Annotated in this window: 16 protein-coding genes; 11 read left to right on the top strand and 5 right to left on the bottom strand. The window is 38.6% G+C overall.

Annotated features, from left to right (window positions below):
• Positions 1–281 precede the first annotated feature (281 nt).
• From bamA to tilS, 10 genes are all read left to right on the top strand, one after another.
• Positions 282–2,735, top strand: coding sequence for an outer membrane protein assembly factor BamA (gene bamA, locus CXF79_RS05255; RefSeq protein WP_011042397.1), 2,454 nt, complete (start codon positions 282–284; stop codon positions 2,733–2,735).
• Between the two features lie 108 nt (positions 2,736–2,843).
• A complete protein-coding gene (locus CXF79_RS05260; RefSeq protein ID WP_011042398.1) occupies positions 2,844–3,362 on the top strand; it encodes an OmpH family outer membrane protein in 519 nt (172 codons plus the stop codon).
• Positions 3,363–3,414: 52 nt separating this feature from the next.
• Positions 3,415–4,470, top strand: a complete 1,056-nt coding sequence (lpxD, locus tag CXF79_RS05265; RefSeq protein WP_198560040.1) for a UDP-3-O-(3-hydroxymyristoyl)glucosamine N-acyltransferase — start codon at positions 3,415–3,417, stop codon at positions 4,468–4,470.
• A gap of 130 nt (positions 4,471–4,600) precedes the next feature.
• Positions 4,601–5,053: a 3-hydroxyacyl-ACP dehydratase FabZ gene (gene fabZ, locus CXF79_RS05270; protein WP_011042400.1), complete on the top strand. Its 453-nt coding sequence runs from the start codon at positions 4,601–4,603 to the stop codon at positions 5,051–5,053.
• 61 nt (positions 5,054–5,114) lie between these two features.
• A complete protein-coding gene (gene lpxA / locus CXF79_RS05275) occupies positions 5,115–5,885 on the top strand; it encodes an acyl-ACP--UDP-N-acetylglucosamine O-acyltransferase (protein WP_011042401.1) in 771 nt (256 codons plus the stop codon).
• Between the two features lie 343 nt (positions 5,886–6,228).
• The gene (gene lpxB / locus CXF79_RS05285; RefSeq protein ID WP_101154233.1) at positions 6,229–7,410 is read left to right on the top strand and encodes a lipid-A-disaccharide synthase; all 1,182 of its coding nucleotides are present in this window, start codon (positions 6,229–6,231) and stop codon (positions 7,408–7,410) included.
• A 44-nt stretch (positions 7,411–7,454) separates the two neighbouring features.
• Complete coding sequence (gene rnhB / locus CXF79_RS05290) at positions 7,455–8,108, top strand: ribonuclease HII (protein WP_101154234.1); 654 nt, start codon at positions 7,455–7,457, stop codon at positions 8,106–8,108.
• A gap of 1 nt (position 8,109) precedes the next feature.
• Positions 8,110–11,670 (top strand): DNA polymerase III subunit alpha, encoded by a 3,561-nt coding sequence (gene dnaE, locus CXF79_RS05295; protein ID WP_101154264.1) that lies wholly within the window; start codon positions 8,110–8,112, stop codon positions 11,668–11,670.
• A gap of 136 nt (positions 11,671–11,806) precedes the next feature.
• Positions 11,807–12,763 carry an acetyl-CoA carboxylase carboxyl transferase subunit alpha gene (gene accA, locus CXF79_RS05300; RefSeq protein ID WP_011042407.1) on the top strand — a complete coding sequence of 319 codons (957 nt, stop codon included), beginning with the start codon at positions 11,807–11,809 and terminating at the stop codon, positions 12,761–12,763.
• Between the two features lie 42 nt (positions 12,764–12,805).
• Entirely contained in the window at positions 12,806–14,194 is a 1,389-nt protein-coding gene (gene tilS, locus CXF79_RS05305) for a tRNA lysidine(34) synthetase TilS (RefSeq protein ID WP_101154235.1), read from the top strand.
• Between the two features lie 92 nt (positions 14,195–14,286).
• Here the strand turns inward: tilS and sstT are convergent, their stop codons facing one another.
• Complete coding sequence (gene sstT / locus CXF79_RS05310; RefSeq protein ID WP_101154236.1) at positions 14,287–15,513, bottom strand: serine/threonine transporter SstT; 1,227 nt, start codon at positions 15,511–15,513, stop codon at positions 14,287–14,289.
• A 180-nt stretch (positions 15,514–15,693) separates the two neighbouring features.
• On the opposite strand from sstT, the gene CXF79_RS05315 reads away from it, so the two are divergent.
• Positions 15,694–16,263 (top strand): PhnA domain-containing protein, encoded by a 570-nt coding sequence (locus tag CXF79_RS05315; RefSeq protein WP_011042410.1) that lies wholly within the window; start codon positions 15,694–15,696, stop codon positions 16,261–16,263.
• A 184-nt stretch (positions 16,264–16,447) separates the two neighbouring features.
• On the opposite strand, the gene fur is transcribed toward CXF79_RS05315, so the two are convergent.
• The 4 genes from fur to CXF79_RS05335 form a co-directional block, all read right to left on the bottom strand.
• On the bottom strand, positions 16,448–16,891 hold the full coding sequence (gene fur / locus CXF79_RS05320) for a ferric iron uptake transcriptional regulator (protein WP_011042411.1): 444 nt from the start codon (positions 16,889–16,891) through the stop codon (positions 16,448–16,450).
• A 173-nt stretch (positions 16,892–17,064) separates the two neighbouring features.
• Entirely contained in the window at positions 17,065–17,589 is a 525-nt protein-coding gene (fldA, locus tag CXF79_RS05325) for a flavodoxin FldA (protein WP_011042412.1), read from the bottom strand.
• A gap of 27 nt (positions 17,590–17,616) precedes the next feature.
• Positions 17,617–17,898 (bottom strand): LexA regulated protein, encoded by a 282-nt coding sequence (gene ybfE / locus CXF79_RS05330; RefSeq protein ID WP_011042413.1) that lies wholly within the window; start codon positions 17,896–17,898, stop codon positions 17,617–17,619.
• Between the two features lie 3 nt (positions 17,899–17,901).
• The gene (locus CXF79_RS05335; RefSeq protein ID WP_011042414.1) at positions 17,902–18,123 is read right to left on the bottom strand and encodes a DUF2788 domain-containing protein; all 222 of its coding nucleotides are present in this window, start codon (positions 18,121–18,123) and stop codon (positions 17,902–17,904) included.
• Positions 18,124–18,128: the final 5 nt, after the last annotated feature.

The raw sequence follows: 18,128 nt of genomic DNA on the forward strand, positions 1-18,128 counted from the left end.
AGAAGTCACTGAAAATTTTTAACAAAGTGATAATAAAAGTTTTAAGTTAAATCGTTTGAAGAAAGGATACACTCCTTATTGCTATCAAGCTTTATGAGATTTCAACGGATGGATAAAGAAAGTCGAAGAGGCTAATTTTAAGGTAAATACCTTAACACTTTAATATTATTGGCTATGAGTCGTTTATTGAACTCAGTCTAATGTTAGAGTCACTGCTGTATATTGAGTGTGTAGCTAACCGTTTTTATAAAAAGAAGTAACGAAGTTTATAATATATGATCATGAAAAAAATTGCCTTAGCCCTACTATTAGGTGCGCTAGGAACATCAGTACCTATTGCTCAAGCTGCATCAAGCTTTCAAGTTGAAGACATCGAAGTTAAAGGTCTTCAACGTGTTGCTTTAGGGGCCGCGTTAACGCATATACCTTTCAATGTCGGTGACGAACTCAATGACTTTCGAATTTCACAATCTATAAAGGCCTTATACCAAGCCGGTCACTTTAATGATATTAGAGTTTACCGAGATGGTAATCGCTTGGTTTATCGTGTTAGAGAACGAGAAACAATAAACGAAATTATTTTTGATGGTAATAGCGATCTTAAAGATGAGCAGCTAACAGAAAGTCTTGATGGTAGTAATATTCGTGTCGGTGAAACTCTTGATCGCACCGTCATCTCTGGTATAGAGATGGGCTTAGAGAACTTCTATCACAGTGTTGGTAAATACAATGCGAAAGTGACCGCTAAAGTAACCCATTTACCACGAAACCGCGTTAATTTAGAGTTCTCATTTGTTGAGGGTGACTCTGCTGCTATCAAACAAATAAATATTGTTGGTAACGAAGTTTTTTCTGATATAGAAATTCTGGATAAAATTGAGCTAACGTATGATTCCCCTTGGTGGAATTTTATGGCGCAAGACAGATATCAGAAACAAACGTTACAAGGGGATATGGAAACGATTAATAGTTATTATCTTAATCGCGGCTATTTACGCTTTAAAGTAGACTCCACACAAGTATCAATGACCCCAGATAAAAAAGCGGTCTATATCGCCCTTAATGTGAGTGAAGGTGAAACTTATAACATTAGTGAAGTTGACTTTGTCGGTGACATGGCTGGTTTTGAAAATACCATCCGTGCTATTAACCCATTACAAGCGGACGAGTTATATAACGGTGCAGAAGTTACTTATACTGAAGAAGTTATTAGTAAATTTTTAGGGCGCTATGGTTACGCTTATCCTAAAGTGAGAACCATTCCAGAAGTTAATGACGAAAACCATACCGTTAAATTATCAATTTCGATTGATCCAGGAAAGCGTGTTTATGTAAATCGCATAAACTTCACAGGTAATCATGTTACTGCTGATAACGTATTACGCCGTGAAATGAGACAAATGGAAGGTGCTTGGTTATCTAACAGTGTAGTTGAATCTTCAAAGTCATGGTTACAGCGACTACCTTATATGGAGACCGTTGAGTTTGAAACTAAGCAAATTGAAGGTGAAGATGATTTAGTCGATATCGACTTTACTGTTAAAGAACAGCCTTCTGGATCATTTAATGCCGGTATAGGTTATGGTTCAGAAACAAAGTTAAGCCTTAACGCGGGTGTACAACAAAACAACTTCTTAGGTACGGGTAATCAACTTGGCTTAAACATAGCCAGAAATAGTTATCAAAAAAATGCCACTATCTCGTACACTGACCCTTACTTTACCGTTGATGCTGTCTCTCTTGGTGGACAAGTTTATTACAGTGAATATGATGCTGGTAATGCCAACTTGGTTGAATATAAGAACAAAACCTTCGGCCTAGGTCTTAACTGGGGTTTTCCAGTCAATGAATATCTTCGCTTAAATTTTGGTGTAGGTTGGAAGTATAACCAAATATCGCAATTAGAAGCGTATGATCAAATTCAAAATTTTTATGATATCTATGCTGATCCTAACGATCCCGATGGTCAATTAGCCTTTAAAACGTTAGATCTAAATGCTGGTTTATCGCGAAGCACACTAAACCGTGGTACTTTCCCTACGTCAGGTTCACAACAACGATTTAATGCGAAAATGACGTCACCAAAGTCTGATTTGCAATACTTCAAACTAAACTATGATGCTAAATTTTATTTCCCATTAACCCGCAGTCAAAAATGGTCAGTATTAACTCGTATACAGTTAGGCTACGCCAATGGTTACGGGACCGTTGATGGCAATGATCAATTATTACCTTTCTGGGAGAACTTTAGTGCAGGTGGCTCAGATTCTTTAAGAGGTTTTGAGAATAACAGTGTTGGACCTCGTGCTATATATCGTAGTCCGAAGCAACTACCTGGTGGGGGGTGTTGTTTAGGTCCTGACAATGATTCTATTGCGGTATCACAAAGCTCTGTTGGTGGTAATGCTATGGCGCTTGCAGGCTTAGAGTTGATAGTACCAACACCTTTCTTAGACGAAAGTTACTCAAACAGTGTACGTACCAGTATTTTTTGGGACGCAGGTACTGTTTGGGATACAGAATTTAACATGGCAAGTTATTCAAATTTAGCGCCTGAAGAGTTTGCTAAAATTGACGACTATTCAGATCCGGGACGTTTTCGTAGCTCTGCAGGTATTTCACTGCAATGGCTTTCGCCAATGGGACCAATGATTTTTAGTTTCGCTAGATCCGTTAGAGAAGAAGAGGGTGATGATTTATCATTCTTTAGCTTTAACATAGGAAAAACATTTTAAAATGCAGATTTTAGCTGCGTTAAATGAATTAATCTTGCTATATTAACCGACAGAAATATTTACCTGTGAAAATCGCAAGTAACAAATAATAAATAAAGGGGAACAACGTTGAATAAAGTTATTAAAACTATGGTTATGGGCGTAGCAGCATCAGGTATGTTATTAGCAAGTTCAGCTATGGCAGCAGATCAAAAAATTGGGGTAGTTAATTTTCAAGAAGTGATGAGTAAAATACCGCAAACGGCCGCGCTAATGCAAAGCTTAGAAGCTGAATTTAAAGACGAAAAAGCTATCATTACCCAACTTGAAAAAGACATTAAATATTACCAAGAAAAACTCAAGCGTGATGGTTCATTAATGAGTGTAAAAGAAAAAGAAGAGCTTAATGTAAAAGTTAAATCTCTATTTCAAGAATACCAGGTAAAAGGCAAAGCTTTACAAGACAAAGCTAGTCAACGTCAAAACCAAGAAACTAATAAAATCATAGCCTTAGTACGTCAAGCGGTAGACAATATTGCTGTTAAACAAGATTATGACTTAGTGCTTTCTCAACAAGCGGTTGTTTATGCTAAACCCGATGCTAGCCTTACTGAAATTGTAGTAGAGCAAGTAAGTAAACTTAAGTAAGCTGCTTAGTTATCATTAAGATAAATAATTTATTACTCATCGCGGTAAAGGCATTATTATGACTTACACGTTAGCTGATATTGCTATCAAACTAGATGCTAAATTGATAGTACCAGCTGCACTAGATGAGCAAAACGAAGCACTGACTCAAATCAGTGGCTTAGCAACTTTAGCAAAGGCGGGTACAGGGCAAGTGGCTTTTCTTGCCAATAGCAAGTATCAGCAACAACTTAGCTCAACTAATGCGAGTGCGGTGATTGTCTCCCCTGATGCCGTAGAGGCCTGTCAGGTCAGTGCACTTGTCATGGATAACCCTTATATGGGGTATGCCATGCTAGCTAGTTTACTTGATAGTACGCCAAAAGTGTCTTGTGGGATTCATCCCAATGCTGTTATTGCCGATGATGTTTTAATCGGTGAAAATGTAAGTGTTGGCGCTAATACTGTTATTGAGTCAGGTGTGCAACTAGCTGATAATGTAAGTATTGGTGCCGGTTGCTTTATTGGTCATGGGGCTAAAATTGGTGAATCAACGATACTCTGGGCAAATATTACTATTTATCACAGAGTAGAGATTGGTCATCATTGCTTAATTCAAGCTAGCACCGTTATTGGCTCCGACGGTTTTGGTTATGCGCCGGTAAAAGGGCAGTATAAATGGCATAAAATCCCGCAATTAGGCAGCGTCATTATTGGCGACCATGTTGAGATTGGCGCTAGTACTACTATTGACCGAGGGGCACTGGATAATACCGAAATAAGAGACGGTGTAATTTTAGATAACCAAATTCAAATTGCTCACAATGTTATTGTTGGCGAGAATACCGCCATCGCAGGTTGTACCGTCATTGCAGGTAGCACTGTCATAGGTAAGAATTGTACTATTGCCGGTCTGGTCGGAGTTAATGGTCATATTACTATTGCTGATAATTGTGTTTTTACTGGCATGTCCATGGTAACCAAGAATATCAGTCAAGCAGGAGTGTATTCTTCTGGTATGCCAGTAGTACAAAATAAAGAATGGAATAAAACTAATGCCAGAGTTAAGCGACTTGATAGCTTGACTAAACGAGTGAAAGAGTTAGAAAAATTACTCGCTAAAAACTAGCTATTAACCCCGCCAATGCGTAAAATACTCCAAAGTCTTTCTGTCGCTCAACATGAAGCTGACGCAAATATAGTAAGCAGTTAGTTAGTTAACCATTAACTAACTGCGTTAACTAACAAGGAATATTCATTTGGAAACTGTAAAAAAACCTATCGATCTTAACGAAATAAAAACGTTAATACCTCACAGATACCCAATGTTATTAGTTGATAAAGTAATAGATCATGAACCAGGTAAAACCTTACATGCTATTAAAAATGTCACAATAAATGAGCCTGTATTTACAGGACATTTTCCTGAACTAGCCATTTTTCCCGGTGTTTTAATTTTAGAAGCATTAGCACAAGCTACAGGTATTCTTGGTTTTAAAAGCACAGAAGGGCGTGGTGATAATGAAATGTATTTATTTGCCTCAATAGATAAAGCAAAATTTAAAAAACCTGTGTTACCAGGTGATACCATGCACTTACATGTTGAATTTCTCAAAGAACGTCGAGGAATGTGGAAGTTTTATGGTGAAGCTAGAGTTGATGGCAAAGTGGTTTGTAGTGCTGACCTTATGTGTGCACGTCGCCCTTTATAGACCCCTATTACAAATATTATTTAGAACAAAAAGCTTACTTACCTATTAGAAGATTAAACGTATGATTCATCCCCAAGCTATTATTGAACCAGGTGCCGTTATTGGCAAAAATGTGTCTATAGGTCCATGGACTTATATTGCCAGTAATGTTGTGATTGGCGATAACTGTGAAATCAGCTCGCATGTGGTCATTAATGGCCCAAGCCGTATCGGTAAAGGTAACCGTATATTTCAATTTGCAAGTATTGGTGAAGACTGTCAGGACATTAAATATGACGGTGAGCCAACTGAATTGATCATTGGTGATAACAATACCTTTCGAGAATCTTGTACTGTTCATCGTGGCACGATTCAAGATAATAGTATTACTCAAATTGGCAGTAATAATTTATTTATGGCCTATACCCATGTGGCCCACGACTGTATTGTTGGAAGTCATTGCATTTTCGCAAATAATGCTTCTATTGCTGGTCACGTCCATGTAGGTGACCACGCTATTATTGGTGGTATGGTAGGTGTTCATCAATTCTGCCATATTGGCGCACATAGTTTTATTGCTGGTAATGCCCTAATACTTAAAGATGTTCCTGCTTATGTTATGGCTTCAGGTCAACCGGCTAAACCTTTTGGCTTAAACAGTGAAGGTTTAAAACGTCGTGGTTTTGATAAAGAAACCATTCTAACGATAAAACGTGCTTACAAGGTGTTGTACCGACAAGGGCTTTCTGTTGAAGACGCATTAAGCGCTATCAATGAAATGCCAGCCCAATCTCCAGAATTACAAGCGTTTTGTAATTCAATCAAAGAATCTAATCGCGGTATCATTCGTTAAACTTAATATGTTAAACATGTGCCGTTAATACCAGTACCGTTATTATACCCAAGCTACCTGAATATGCAGGTTTCAGCTGGAATTAGAAAGCCTTTAAGCAAGGCATTGATTGAAGAGAAGGGTTGTTCCCTTGTCGAAATCAATAACGCAGCATAAAGCGTTTCTAAACCAGCCCTGCGGGGACGTCTGAGCAAACCATGTTCTTCGTTGCCTCCTTTTTTAAGGGAATAACCCTTAATAAAATGAGGCTCCTTGATCATGAATCGCTCAAGCGTCCTGAAACACGTATCTTCAAGTGGCTTGGGTATATAGGTACAGTTAACTTTAAGTACCTTTAACGTCTATGACTACTCAAAATCAAAACACTCACCAACAAACTGTTTTTGCAATGGTTGTTGGTGAACATTCAGGCGATACGCTCGGCGCAGGCCTGATCACTTCCTTACGACAGACTCATCCGCATGCTAAATTTATCGGTATTGGCGGACCCAAAATGCAAGCCTTAGGTTTTGAAAGCCTATTCGCTATGGACGAGTTATCGGTCATGGGGTTAGTCGAAGTACTTGGCCGAATCAGACGTTTATTACATGTCCGTAAAACCTTAACCGATTTTTTTATTACCAATAAACCTGATGTGTTTATTGGTATTGATGCGCCTGACTTTAATATCGGTCTAGAATTAAAACTTAAAGTACAAGGTATTAAAACGGTTCATTATGTTAGTCCGTCAGTCTGGGCTTGGCGTGAAAAACGTATTTTTAAAATCGCCAAAGCTACTGATATGGTCTTAGCCTTGTTGCCTTTCGAAAAAGCTTTTTATGATAAGCACAATGTTCCTTGTACTTTTGTTGGTCATCCACTTGCGGATGATATTCCGATGCAAAGTGATAAAGTTTTAGCCAGAGACAAGCTTGGTTTAGCACAAGATAAAAAAATCTTGGCATTGATGCCAGGTAGTCGTGGTGGTGAGTTATCACGTTTACTTGAAGATTTTTTTGAAAGTGCTAAACAATTACAAGCTCAAGATAGTGAACTACTCTTTGTCGCGCCCATGATCAGTGAGCAGCGGGCCGATCAATTTAATGCCCTTAAAGCTGAACTTGCTCCAGATTTAGTGGTAGAGATTGTACTTAATCAAACGCAAGAGGTAATGGCTGCCAGTGATTGTTTATTAACCGCTTCGGGTACAGTAACCTTAGAAGCTGCTTTAATTAAACGACCCATGGTTATTTGTTATAAATTTAGCCCAATAACCTTTTTCTTAGGCCGTAGGTTTGTTAAGTTGAAATGGTTCTCTTTACCAAACTTATTAACAAATAAATCTTTAGTCCCTGAATTATTGCAAAAGGATGTTTGCCCTGAAAATATTGTGCCTTTGGTTAAAGAGCGTCTATATCAGGATCAAAGCCAATTGAATGATAGTTTTACTGCAATACATCAACAACTAAAATGTGATGCGAGTAAACAAGCAGCTAAGGCTGTACTTGATGTTTTATCTTCGAAACTTTTAAGCAATAATAAATAATAACTAACCAATAAGATAAGAATACCTTATCTCGAGTAAATAATATGGCGAGTAAGCAAACTTTCCCTGATTTTGAATACCCTATCGCGTATTGCATTGCGGGTGTTGATGAAGTCGGTCGTGGTCCTTTAGTTGGTGATGTGGTTACAGCGGCGGTAATTTTAGATCCCGATAACCCGATTGAAGGATTGATGGACTCGAAAAAATTATCAGAAAAGAAGCGTAACTTGTTATCCCTTGAAATAAAGGAAAAGGCAATCTCTTGGTCATTAGGGCGTGCTTCTCCACAAGAAATTGATACCTTGAATATATTACACGCCACTATGCTTGCGATGCAGCGAGCTGTTGCAGGACTGAATGTTGAACCTGACTTTGTGCTTGTTGATGGTAATCGTTGTCCAACATTCTTATGCAATGTCAGTGAAAGTAACCAACAAAATTTAAAAATTGCTAGCCAAGCGGTAGTGAAAGGTGACGCTAGAGTTACTGAAATAAGTGCTGCGTCTATTATTGCTAAAGTAGCTCGCGATAATGAAATGATAGCCTTAGACAAACTCCATCCTGAATATGGTTTCGCCAAGCACAAAGGTTACCCAACTAAACTTCATTTAGAAAAAATTATCGAGCATGGCGTACTGGATTGTTATCGACAAAGCTTTAAGCCTGTCGCTAGAGTATTAGGTACATACCATGACTGATATGCTTAGCGGAGAAATTGCCACAGAAGCAGAACCAAGCGTTTTTGTACCGCCAAAATTTATTCATTTACGCGTACATAGTGATTACTCTATGTGTGATGGTTTGAAGAAAGTAAAGCCGATAGTTGCGAAAGCTGTTGAGCTTAATATGCCAGCACTTGCCTTAACTGACCAGACTAATTTATGTGGTCTAGTTAAGTACTATCACGCTGCTCATGGCGCAGGAATTAAACCAATTATAGGTTGTGATTTTTGGGTGAAAAGTGATGAGTTGGAAGATGAACTGTCACGTATAGTTGTACTTACTACTAACAATGTAGGTTATAAAAATATAACTGAACTTATCTCAAAAGCCTACATGCGTGGACACATACAAAATAAAGCTGTGATAGATAAGTCGTGGCTGGTTGAATATAAAGAAGGCTTAATCTTACTTTCTGGTGGCCGAGAAGGTGATATAGGTAAAGCCTTATTAAAAGGGAATACTGAATTAGTTGATGAAATGGTGAGTTTTTATCAGCAACATTTCGATCGTTGTTATTTTCTAGAGTTAGTCAGAACAGGTCGTAATGATGAAGAAAATTATATCCATCTTGCCGTTGAGCTAGCCGAAAAAGAAAATCTGCCAGTAGTTGCAACTAATGAGGTGATGTTTCTTTCCCCAAATGACTTTGATGCCCATGAAATTCGCGTTGCTATTCATGACGGCTTTACCTTAGATGATAAACGTCGACCTAAGCGTTATAGCTCTGAGCAATATTTACGTAGTGAAGAGGAGATGTGCGAGCTTTTTAGTGACATCCCTGAAGCCTTAGCCAATAGTGTCGAAATTGCTAAACGCTGTAATGTCACGGTCACCTTAGGTGAATACGTCTTACCAGACTTTCCCACGGAAGGTTTGGAGATAAATGACTTTTTTATCAAAGTATCTGAAAAAGGTTTAGAAAAACGACTTGATCAATTATTCGACCGTCAAGCGGATAATTTTGCCGAAATAAGAAAACCTTATGATGAACGTTTAGCAATTGAGCTAGAAGTGGTAAATAACATGGGCTTCCCCGGTTATTTCTTGATTGTTATGGAGTTCATTCAGTGGAGTAAAGATAATAATATCCCCGTTGGCCCAGGTCGTGGTTCTGGTGCGGGTTCCTTAGTTGCCTATGCACTAGATATTACCGATCTCGATCCACTTGAATATGATTTACTTTTTGAGCGCTTCTTAAACCCTGAGCGTGTCTCTATGCCTGATTTCGATATCGATTTCTGTATGGATAGACGTGATGAAGTAATCGATCACGTGGCTGAGCTTTATGGGCGAGATGCGGTTTCGCAAATAATTACTTTTGGTACTATGGCGGCAAAAGCGGTTATCCGTGATGTTGGTCGTGTACTTGGCCACCCATACGGTTTTGTCGACCGAATTTCAAAACTTATACCGCCTACACCTGGCATGACCTTAGCTAAAGCATTTGAAGAAGAGCCAAAGCTGCCAGAAGTTTATGCACAAGATAGTGATGTCAAAGATCTCATTGATATGTGTCGTATCTTAGAAGGTACCACACGTAATGCAGGTAAGCATGCGGGTGGTGTTGTTATTTCACCGACTACTATTACCGATTTTGCCCCTTTATATTGTGATGATGAAGGTAAAAACCCAGTAACCCAATTTGATAAAAATGATGTAGAAGATGCTGGCTTAGTTAAGTTCGATTTCTTAGGTCTAAGAACACTGACCATTTTGCAATGGGCCATTGAAATGGCTGATGCAAAATTGCTAAAAGCCGGCAAAGAGCCAATCGATATCACCAAAATTGATCTCGAAGATAAAGCAAGCTTTAAGCTATTACTTGCCTCGAAAACCACAGCAGTTTTTCAGCTTGAATCTAGCGGTATGAAGTCTTTAATTGATAAATTAAAACCTGATTGCTTTGAAGATATTATCGCATTAGTGGCGTTATTTCGTCCTGGGCCATTACAATCAGGCATGGTTGATAACTTTATTGAACGTAAACATGGCCGTGAAGAAGTCAGTTATCCTGACGCCACTTGGCAGCATGAAGATTTACAGCCGGTGCTTGAGCCTACCTACGGCATTATCTTGTATCAAGAGCAAGTAATGCAAATTGCGCAGGTACTGGCAGGTTACTCACTCGGTGGTGCAGATATGCTTCGCCGTGCAATGGGTAAGAAAAAGCCAGAAGAAATGGCTAAGCAGCGCGCCGGTTTTGAACAGGGTGCGAAAGATCGTGGTGTTGATGGCGAACTTGCCATGAAAATTTTCGATTTGGTTGAAAAATTTGCTGGTTATGGTTTTAACAAATCGCATTCTGCGGCTTATGCCTTAGTGTCTTATCAAACGTTATGGATGAAGACACATTTCCCTGCACCGTTTATGGCCGCAGTAATGTCTGCTGATATGGACAACACTGAAAAAATTGTCACTTTAGTTGATGAGTGTGGCAATATGGAAATAGATTTATTGCCACCCGATGTTAACGCTGGACAATATAAATTTACCGTTAATAATGATAATCAAATTGTTTATGGTATTGGTGCTGTTAAAGGGGTTGGTGAAGGCCCTATTGAAGCCATTATTAGTGCTCGACAATCAGACGGCCCTTTCACTGACTTATTTGATTTCTGTGCACGTCTAGATCTTAAAAAAACTAATAAACGTGTTTTAGAAAAATTAATTAAATCAGGCGCTATGGATAGTCTTGGTCCTAAGTATGTACAAGGGAAAGCAAAAGAGCAGGGCGCTAATCGAGCGGCTCTCTTTGAAACATTACCAGAAGCAATTAAAGCAGCAGAGCAACATGCGAAAGCAGAATCATTAGGTCAAAATGACCTCTTTGGTTTAATTAATGATGAACAAACTGATTCCAGACAAACGTTTAAAGAAGTCAGAGCTTGGCCTGAGGAAAAGTGGCTAGATGGTGAAAAAGAAACTTTAGGGCTTTATTTAACCGGCCATCCCATTAATCGCTACTTGACTGAAATAAAAAAATATTCTTCGAGCCGTCTAGTTGTTATGCAACCAACGGGTCGAGATAGGCAAGCTGTTGCTGTTGGTTTAGTGATAGGCGTACGCGTCCTTGTCAATAAACGCGGGCGTCGCTGGGCATTAGTGACGCTAGATGATAAGAGTGCTCGTATGGATATTCGTCTTTTTCCAGATGACTATGATCGCTTTGCAGAGATGCTGGTAAATGACGCTATTTTGGTTTGTAGTGGACAGGTCAGCTTTGATGATTATTCTGGTGGTAATACAATGACAGCTCGGGATATAATGACAATCACTGATGCGCGAGAAAATTATCTTAGCTCCATTGATATTCAAGTTGATAACAGCTTGATAGCAGATGATTTTATCGAACAGTTTACTCAGGTATTAACACCTTTTAAAGAAGGTACCTGTCCAGTGAGAGTTTTTTATCAGCGCGAAGAAGCCCAAGCTATGCTTGAGTTAGGCGTTCAATGGCGAGTAACGCCTGCCGATATGTTACTATACGAATTAAAAACATTGCTTGGTGAAGAACGTGTCGCCATGGAATTTAAATAACAACTACTTAGCTTAAGATATTGAGTAAGAATACTTTATTTTAAGTATTGCTTAAGGTACTAAACTCAAGGTATTTTGGTTAAGTAGTGAAAAACGATTTTAAAAAATTAACTAGATTTATTAGGTAAAAATAAGCATGTCATTAAACTTTTTAGATTTCGAGCAGCCTATTGCTGAACTTGATGCAAAAATAGAAGAGCTACAGTTAGTAAATAACGGCCAAGAGCTTGATCTTGATATCGAAGATCAAATCTCTCAATTACGCGAAAAAAATAAAGAGCAAACGAAGAAAATTTTTTCGAACTTAGATGCATGGCAAACTGCTAGAGTAGCTCGTCATCCACAACGCCCATATTCGCTAGATTACATACCGCGTATTTTCACCGAGTTTGATGAATTAGCAGGCGATCGCGCTTATGCTAATGACAATGCTATTGTTGGCGGTACAGCACGTTTGGACGGTAAGCCAGTGATGATCATTGGTCATCAAAAGGGTCGTTCAACTGCTGAGAAAGTTAAGCGTAATTTTGGTATGCCTCGTCCAGAAGGTTATCGCAAAGCGCTACGTCTAATGGAAATGGCAGAACGTTTTAATATGCCTATCATCACCTTTATTGACACTCCGGGTGCTTATCCGGGTGTTGGCGCAGAAGAGCGTGGTCAAAGTGAGGCTATTGCTCGCAACTTAAAAGTGATGGCGCGTTTATCTGTACCTATTATTTGTACCGTTATTGGTGAAGGCGGCTCTGGTGGCGCATTAGCCATTGGTGTTGGTGATAGAGTGAATATGTTGCAATACGCTACATATTCAGTAATTTCACCTGAAGGGTGTGCGTCTATTTTATGGAAAACAGCCGAGAAAGCTCCTACAGCTGCGGCGGCAATGGGTATTACAGCACAGCGTATCAAAGAGCTAGATTTAATAAATAGCATTGTTGAGGAGCCACTAGGCGGAGCTCATCGTGATATGGATGTGATGGCTGCACACCTTAAACAAGCAATCAAAAAAGATTTGTCGGAGCTAGAAGGCTTAAGTAAAGATGAGCTTATCGAACAACGTTACGATAGATTAATGTCATTTGGTTACTGTTAAATAACCTAGCCGACAGCAGTTAACTGCTGTCGGCTTTTTTCTATGAATATTATAACTTCAGCCCTTCAAAATACCCTCAAGACCCTTTTCGAAACGCACGGAAATATTGAGTTAATTATTGCCTATAGTGGCGGTATCGACTCGCAGGTGCTTTTACATGCTTTAGTGCAATTAAAGCAAAATAAACTTATCAATAATGAAATTACGGTCTGTCATGTTAACCATGGACTGAGTGGTAATGCTGAGCGTTGGCAAAAACTTGCCGAACAAGAGTGTATTAAACTGTCAGTTAACCTTATTGTTAAGCGTGTTAATGTGCGGTCAAAAGCACAACAGTCATTGGAAGCACTGGCACGTGATGCCAGATATGATGCCCTTAAGTCTTTGAGGGAGAAAAAATCTGTCGTATTAACTGGGCATCACAGTGATGATCAAAGTGAGACCTTTTTACTCGCCCTTAAACGGGGGGCTGGTTTAAAAGGCTTATCTGCAATGTCGGTACAAACAAAGCTGGGCCAACATTTATTGGTTCGACCTTTATTGAACGTTGCTCGTCAAGAAATAGAGAATTATGCTGAAAATCATCAGCTTAGTTGGGTGGAAGATGAATCTAATCTTGATACTTGTTTTGACCGTAACTTTATCAGACAAAAAATAATCCCACTGTTACGTGAGCGTTGGCCTAGTATAAATAACACTATTAATCGAAGTGCTAGCCATTGCTTAGCAGGACAAGAGTTATTAGATGAACTTGCCGAACAAGATTTAACCGTTTGTAAAACGGGAGACTCGGGTTTACATGTTCCAGCGTTAACGACCTTATCATCAGCACGCTTTAATAACCTAATACGTTTTTTTATGGCACAACAAGGTTGCTTGATGCCAAGTACAGAGCAAGTTAATCAAGTAAGACTTCAACTGCAGGCTGATGAAGATAAAAGCCCTCAAATTAAAGTGGCAGAGCAGGTTTTTAGACGTTTTAAAAACACATTATTTTTAACGCCGGAATATAGTGATATTAGCAATTGGCAAGGGCAAGTTGACTTGTTCCAAGATACTCTGATGTTTGGCAATAATGTACTGGTTTTACCGGATAAGTTGGGCGAATTGAGCTTTAATACGAATGTCGTGATAAACACTGATTCGCGCATAAATCTGCCCCGCATTTCCTTACCTATGCCAGGACAGCAAGTCAGTGTTCGCTTTTGCCATGAAAACCCCAAATGCTTGCCTCATTTTAGGCAACACTCCCGTACTGTTAAAAAAGTACTGCAGGAGTTAAATATAGCGCCATGGCAACGTAAACGTATTGCATTTTTGTATTACGACAATGAATTGGTAGCGGCGATAGGCCATTTCATTTGCCAACCATTTATTGAGAGTGACCCTAAGCTAGGGATGCAAATAGATCATGCTAAGTTGACAAGCTGAACGTTTAAATAAAGAAAAAGGCGCATAGTACCAAGAGTACTATGCGCCTTTTTTTATGAACTGTTTATGCCAGCTATATCAGCTTACTCACCTTACTCTTTAGTTATATGGTGTGATGCTGCCGCTGAAAATACAACATCAGTAGAGCTATTTAAAGCCGTCTCTGCCGAGTCTTGAATAACGCCAATAATAAAGCCAATAGCAACAACCTGCATAGCGACATCATTATTAATACCAAATAAGCTACAAGCCAATGGAATAAGTAATAGTGAGCCACCAGCCACACCAGAAGCACCACAAGCTGAAATGGAGGCTACCACAGACAATAAAATTGCTGTCGCAAAACTCACTTCAATATTTAAGCTGTAGGCCGCAGCTAAAGTTAAAACGGTAATGGTAATTGCTGCACCAGCCATGTTGATGGTGGCACCTAGTGGGATCGAAACTGAGTAGGTATCTTCATGTAAATCTAATTTCTTACATAAGGCCATATTCACGGGAATGTTTGCGGCTGAGCTACGGGTGAAAAATGCGGTAATACCAGATTCTTTAAGACAAGTGAAAACTAAAGGATAAGGATTTTTCTTAGTGATGATAAACACAATTAAAGGGTTAACTAGCAAGGCGATAATTAACATGGCACTAAGTAGTACTGCTACCAAATGACTATATTCGCCCAAAGCACTAAAACCCGTAGTCGCAATTGTATTTGCAACTAAGCCAAAGATACCTAGTGGAGCAAAACGTATTACGATACGCACAACACTTGAAATAGCTTCGCTTAAATCATGTACCATCCCCTTGCTAGATTCACTTGCATGCTTTAATGAAAAGCCTAAGCCTAAACCCCAAGCAAGCACAGCTATAAAGTTACCACTAGCAACTGCCGTCACAGGATTTTCAACCACTTTAAAAGCGAGTGTAGCCAATACTTCGGTTAATTGTTGCGGAGGATTTGCAGTCGCTCCAGCAAGATCTAAGGTAAGCTCTGTGGGAAAAGCAAAACTTAATAATACGGCAACCAAAGCGGCACTTAAGGTACCTAAAAAGTATAAGCCAACAATAGGTTTTAACTCAGCACTGCTATCCATTTTCTGATTAGCTATCGCTGAGGTAACTAATACCAACACCAGAATAGGGGCAACTGCTTTTAAGGCGTTAACAAATAAGCTGCCGAGCATACCAAATGCTTTAGCTGACTCGGGTGATATTACAGCTAGTAAACTAGCTAAAATAATAGCGACAATTATTTGGCTAACCAAACTAGTTGACTTTATTTTTTGAATAAAAGATTCGTTTTGGGGTTTTTCGCTGGTCATAGGTAAGTCTGCTACTTAAGGTTTTTAATATGAGCGAGTTTTATCATTGAAGAATAGGCATTGTCTACAGCTATTCGCTAAACGAGGATAATTAAGCGTTAAAGCGAGTTTTTTCATAGAAATATAAGATGATGCGAGTATAATTACGCCATTAAAACAACGATTATCTTTGGAAAAACTATGCCTACAGAACAAGCATTAAAAAACCGTAGCAACAATAGCTGCGAACTTTGTACTAGTACAGACACCTTGGTAGTTTATCCGGTACCGCCAACGAGTGATTTAAGTGCTCAGCAATCTATTTACTTATGTCAAAATTGTTTATCACAAATTGACGGGCAGAGTGAATTAGATCTGAATCACTGGCGTTGCTTAAATGATAGCATGTGGAATCAAGAGCCAGCAGTACAAGTTATGTCTTATCGTATGCTGCACAAACTTTCGTCTGAGAGTTGGGCTCAAGATGCTTTAGACATGATTTATTTAGAAGATGAAGTGAAAACGTGGGCAGAGCAGGGTATTGCTGCAGAGCGCAGTAATGGACCAACGCGCGATAGTAATGGTGCAGAATTACAAGATGGCGATAATGTTACCTTGATTAAAGATTTAAAAGTTAAAGGGGCAAACTTTACCGCCAAGCAAGGTACCATGGTACGCGGTATTACCTTAACGGATAATCCTGAACATATTGAAGGTAAGGTCAATGGCACTCGTATTGTATTGGTGTCTGCTTATTTGAAAAAAGCTTAATCTTAACTGTTTGCATATATTTCAATTAGCTATTTGAACGAGTAAAACTAAGACATAAAAAAACGCTGTGATAGTTATATCACAGCGTTTTTATTTATTAGTCTATTTACAAAACACTAAATCAAGCAAGGTTAAGTTAATTATAGTATCAACTTATTCCTTCAACTTAATGGATCAACTTTTGTTATTGATTCTTTTTTCTAAAAGATTCACAAGCTACTTGATCTTCACATTCACCATATAAGTATAAGCTATGGTTAGTTAGCTTAATTTTATGTGCTACAGCAATATCACTTTGTCTTTGTTCAATGACATTATCTTCAAACTCAACAACTTTGCCACATTTTAAACAAACCAAATGGTCATGGTGAGCTTTATGGGCTAATTCAAATACTGATTTACCGCCTTCAAAGTGATGGCGAGTAACAATGCCAGCATCATCAAATTGGTTTAATACTCGGTAAACAGTCGCTAAACCAATTTCTTCATTTTGTTCTAATAATATTTTATAAACATCTTCTGCACTGATGTGCTGATTATTTGGCTGTTGAAGAATACTGAGGATCTTTATTCTAGGCAGGGTGATTTTTAATCCAGCTCTTTTAAGTTCTTCGTTTTGTTCAGCCATATTAACTCTCTAAAGTGATAAGTAATTCAATAGCAAAATTATAGGGGGTTATAGAGGAAGAGAAAAGCTTTAGTTTTATTCTTTGAACAAATTGTTCGCTTTGGCTGTAAAAGTGAAAAAAAAAGCCCAATAAATGGGCTTTTTTAACTATAACCTTGATTATAACAAGGTTATTAAGCGAATTCGGCTAAACACATTTCATCGTTTAATTGAGCAAGCCATTTATCAACACGTGCTTCAGTTAATTCACTTTGTCTGTCTTCATCAATACATAAGCCAATAAAAGTGTTTTCATCAACAAGAGCTTTTGACGCTTCAAATTCGTAACCGTCGGTTGACCAGTTACCAACAACGATAGCACCTTTACTCTCAACGATATCTCGTAAAGGCTCCATAGCATCACAAAAGTATTCGGCGTAATCTTCTTGGTCGCCTAAGCCAAAGATAGCTACTAATTTATCAGTAAAATCTATTGCTTCTAAATCAGGTAAAAAATCATCCCAATCACATTGGTTTTCACCATAATACCAGGTAGGAATACCTAAAATAAGCAAATCGAACTCTGCGATTTCCTCTTTAGTGCTCTTGGCGATGTCTTTGACGTCAACCATTTGCTTACCTAATTTTTTCTGGATCATTTTACCAATTGCTTCAGTGTTACCTGTATCACTGCCAAAGAATAAACCTACGATTGCCATGAAATATTACCTTATTATGCTTTCATATTACTTAATGTGTGCTGCTAATGATTCTATTAGTAGCGACTCTATTAATTCGCTACGACTCATTTGTTGAGTTTCAGCTAATTGTTCTAATTGTTCAAACAAACTGTGATGGACTTTAAACTCTACTCGTTTTAAACCCTTGTTTTTGTCACGCTTTACCTGATTTCGCTTGTTAATCTTTATCTGTACGCTACGTGAGTTAGGATTCGTTTTCGGACGCCCAGGACGTCTTTCATCACTAAATAGGTCAATAGTGGTTAAGTCAGTTATTTCTTTTGCCATGAGTTAACCAACACCCTGACTTTCCCAGATAAACTGGATAATACCTTTCGCAATAAAGCCTGCACAGCCTAAAAATAAAACAAAATAAACGACCACTTTACCCATTCTTGGTACATCGTTTCTATTCATCACATCATAAATAGAAAGGCCAATAAAGCCAAAGATAAAAAGGAAAAATAAATTAAGGCCAATTGCCTCAATAAGCTCTAAATGTTCTACTAGCATAGTGG

Source organism: Colwellia sp. Bg11-28 (assembly GCF_002836245.1).
GTDB lineage: Bacteria > Pseudomonadota > Gammaproteobacteria > Enterobacterales > Alteromonadaceae > Colwellia > Colwellia psychrerythraea_A.

Bases quoted from the DNA above. Each gene is read 5' to 3' on its own strand.
- fldA (WP_011042412.1), bottom strand. From the start codon at position 17,589: ATGGCAATCGTAGGTTTATTCTTTGGCAGTGATACAGGTAACACTGAA.
- accA (WP_011042407.1), top strand. From the start codon at position 11,807: ATGTCATTAAACTTTTTAGATTTCGAGCAGCCTATTGCTGAACTTGAT.
- CXF79_RS05335 (WP_011042414.1), bottom strand. From the start codon at position 18,123: ATGCTAGTAGAACATTTAGAGCTTATTGAGGCAATTGGCCTTAATTTA.
- CXF79_RS05315 (WP_011042410.1), top strand. From the start codon at position 15,694: ATGCCTACAGAACAAGCATTAAAAAACCGTAGCAACAATAGCTGCGAA.
- dnaE (WP_101154264.1), top strand. From the start codon at position 8,110: ATGCTTAGCGGAGAAATTGCCACAGAAGCAGAACCAAGCGTTTTTGTA.
- sstT (WP_101154236.1), bottom strand. From the start codon at position 15,513: ATGACCAGCGAAAAACCCCAAAACGAATCTTTTATTCAAAAAATAAAG.
- rnhB (WP_101154234.1), top strand. From the start codon at position 7,455: ATGGCGAGTAAGCAAACTTTCCCTGATTTTGAATACCCTATCGCGTAT.
- bamA (WP_011042397.1), top strand. From the start codon at position 282: ATGAAAAAAATTGCCTTAGCCCTACTATTAGGTGCGCTAGGAACATCA.
- lpxA (WP_011042401.1), top strand. From the start codon at position 5,115: ATGATTCATCCCCAAGCTATTATTGAACCAGGTGCCGTTATTGGCAAA.
- fur (WP_011042411.1), bottom strand. From the start codon at position 16,891: ATGGCTGAACAAAACGAAGAACTTAAAAGAGCTGGATTAAAAATCACC.
- ybfE (WP_011042413.1), bottom strand. From the start codon at position 17,898: ATGGCAAAAGAAATAACTGACTTAACCACTATTGACCTATTTAGTGAT.
- tilS (WP_101154235.1), top strand. From the start codon at position 12,806: ATGAATATTATAACTTCAGCCCTTCAAAATACCCTCAAGACCCTTTTC.
- lpxB (WP_101154233.1), top strand. From the start codon at position 6,229: ATGACTACTCAAAATCAAAACACTCACCAACAAACTGTTTTTGCAATG.